The organism is Arsenophonus sp. ENCA (assembly GCF_002287155.1).
GTDB classification, from domain to species: Bacteria; Pseudomonadota; Gammaproteobacteria; order Enterobacterales; family Enterobacteriaceae; genus Arsenophonus; species Arsenophonus nilaparvatae.
Genome location: NZ_NHNG01000488.1, coordinates 1 through 1,252 on the forward strand (window position 1 = coordinate 1; position 1,252 = coordinate 1,252).

Here is a 1,252-nt window from a genome sequence, read left to right on the forward strand (position 1 = left end):
ACAGGCAAAACGCTTTATCGTATTAAGCGAGGATTGCTCGATGATTATCTTTGTCAGCAGCTCAAAAAGCCTACAATTATTATGCTATTTGCGTAAGTCCTATAGACAACGTAATTGTTGACTCTGTTCATCATAGACGAGTTTATTAAAATCATTAGCAGTAAGGGATAGAATAGGTTTGGTTTGATAAAGCGATTGATTAACAAGAGCAGTAATACCATTATCATGCTTGGGAGCGCTATTTGACAATGAAATTTGAGCTGTTTCATGGTCTTGTAGTAGCAAACTTGTTAGTGTTTTTTTGCTACTCGTCGCAAGCTTTTCCTTTGCTATATTTTCGCTTTCTGCTTTTTGGCGCTGGGTAGGATCTGATGTAGTTAATAGCCAGTGAGGTGATGAAGGGAATGAGTTTATGGATGGCATTATGACGATTCTTTATTTAATTAAAATATGAAAATATAGTAAATAAGGGCTAAATACTTTCATAAAAAACTTTTATTATAATCGAATCTATATAGCAGCAAACTAGCAAATAAAATAATGTTAATCGTTGATCAATGATGGTGGTTTTTATCTGTTGATACAATCAGCTGGCATCAATGTGTTATTTGCAAAAGTTTTTTATCTTGTTATTGATCGAGCTAACACATGGTGAATTTTAAAATCAAATTGCTCAGTTAAGATAAACTCAACTGAGCCATAAATTTATAATTTCTTATATTTAGTTAGCATTAACGCCATGCTAGCCACTAAAATTAAAATATAAACCATCCATAGATATAAATTCATTTCAATTAAGAAGCTACCTATCCCACCGATTATAGAAGGAATAACTAAAGAAGCTGAACCCATTAACGCTGAGGTTGCTCCCAAACTATTTTTTTGGCTACTCATTGTTAAATAGGTATCTAGAGATTCAAATAACCCACCAGTAAACATAATGATGGCAAAGAATGCAAAAAAAGTGATGGTATTATTTTGGTAGATAAATATTGGAATAAATAGAATTATCAATATTTGTAGTGATCTTAGCCACATGGATAAAATTTTTGTGGCGCTAAATTTTCGTAGTAATTTACTTGATAAAAATGCGCCGGCCAGTAAGACGAGGCCAATAATAGCAGAGTAGATACCAAATATTGAGGCACTGGCACCAAATTTGAGCATAAAAATAAAAGGCGCAGCAGTAACATAACAATAAATTAATGAAAAAGATAAACCGAGCGATAAACAGGGTAAATAGAATTTAGGT

General features: G+C 32.7%; 1 protein-coding gene and 1 pseudogene. Both read right to left on the reverse strand.

The features are described 5' to 3' along the window. Window positions 1–99 precede the first annotated feature (99 nt). Window positions 100–423, reverse strand: a complete 324-nt coding sequence (locus CBG25_RS12955; RefSeq protein ID WP_290607112.1) for a hypothetical protein — start codon at window positions 421–423, stop codon at window positions 100–102. Between the two features lie 282 nt (window positions 424–705). Beyond that, a pseudogene (locus CBG25_RS12960) lies at window positions 706–1,252 on the reverse strand (Bcr/CflA family drug resistance efflux transporter); the annotation flags it as partial.

Bases quoted from the DNA above. Each gene is read 5' to 3' on its own strand.
- CBG25_RS12955 (WP_290607112.1), bottom strand. From the start codon at position 423: ATGCCATCCATAAACTCATTCCCTTCATCACCTCACTGGCTATTAACT.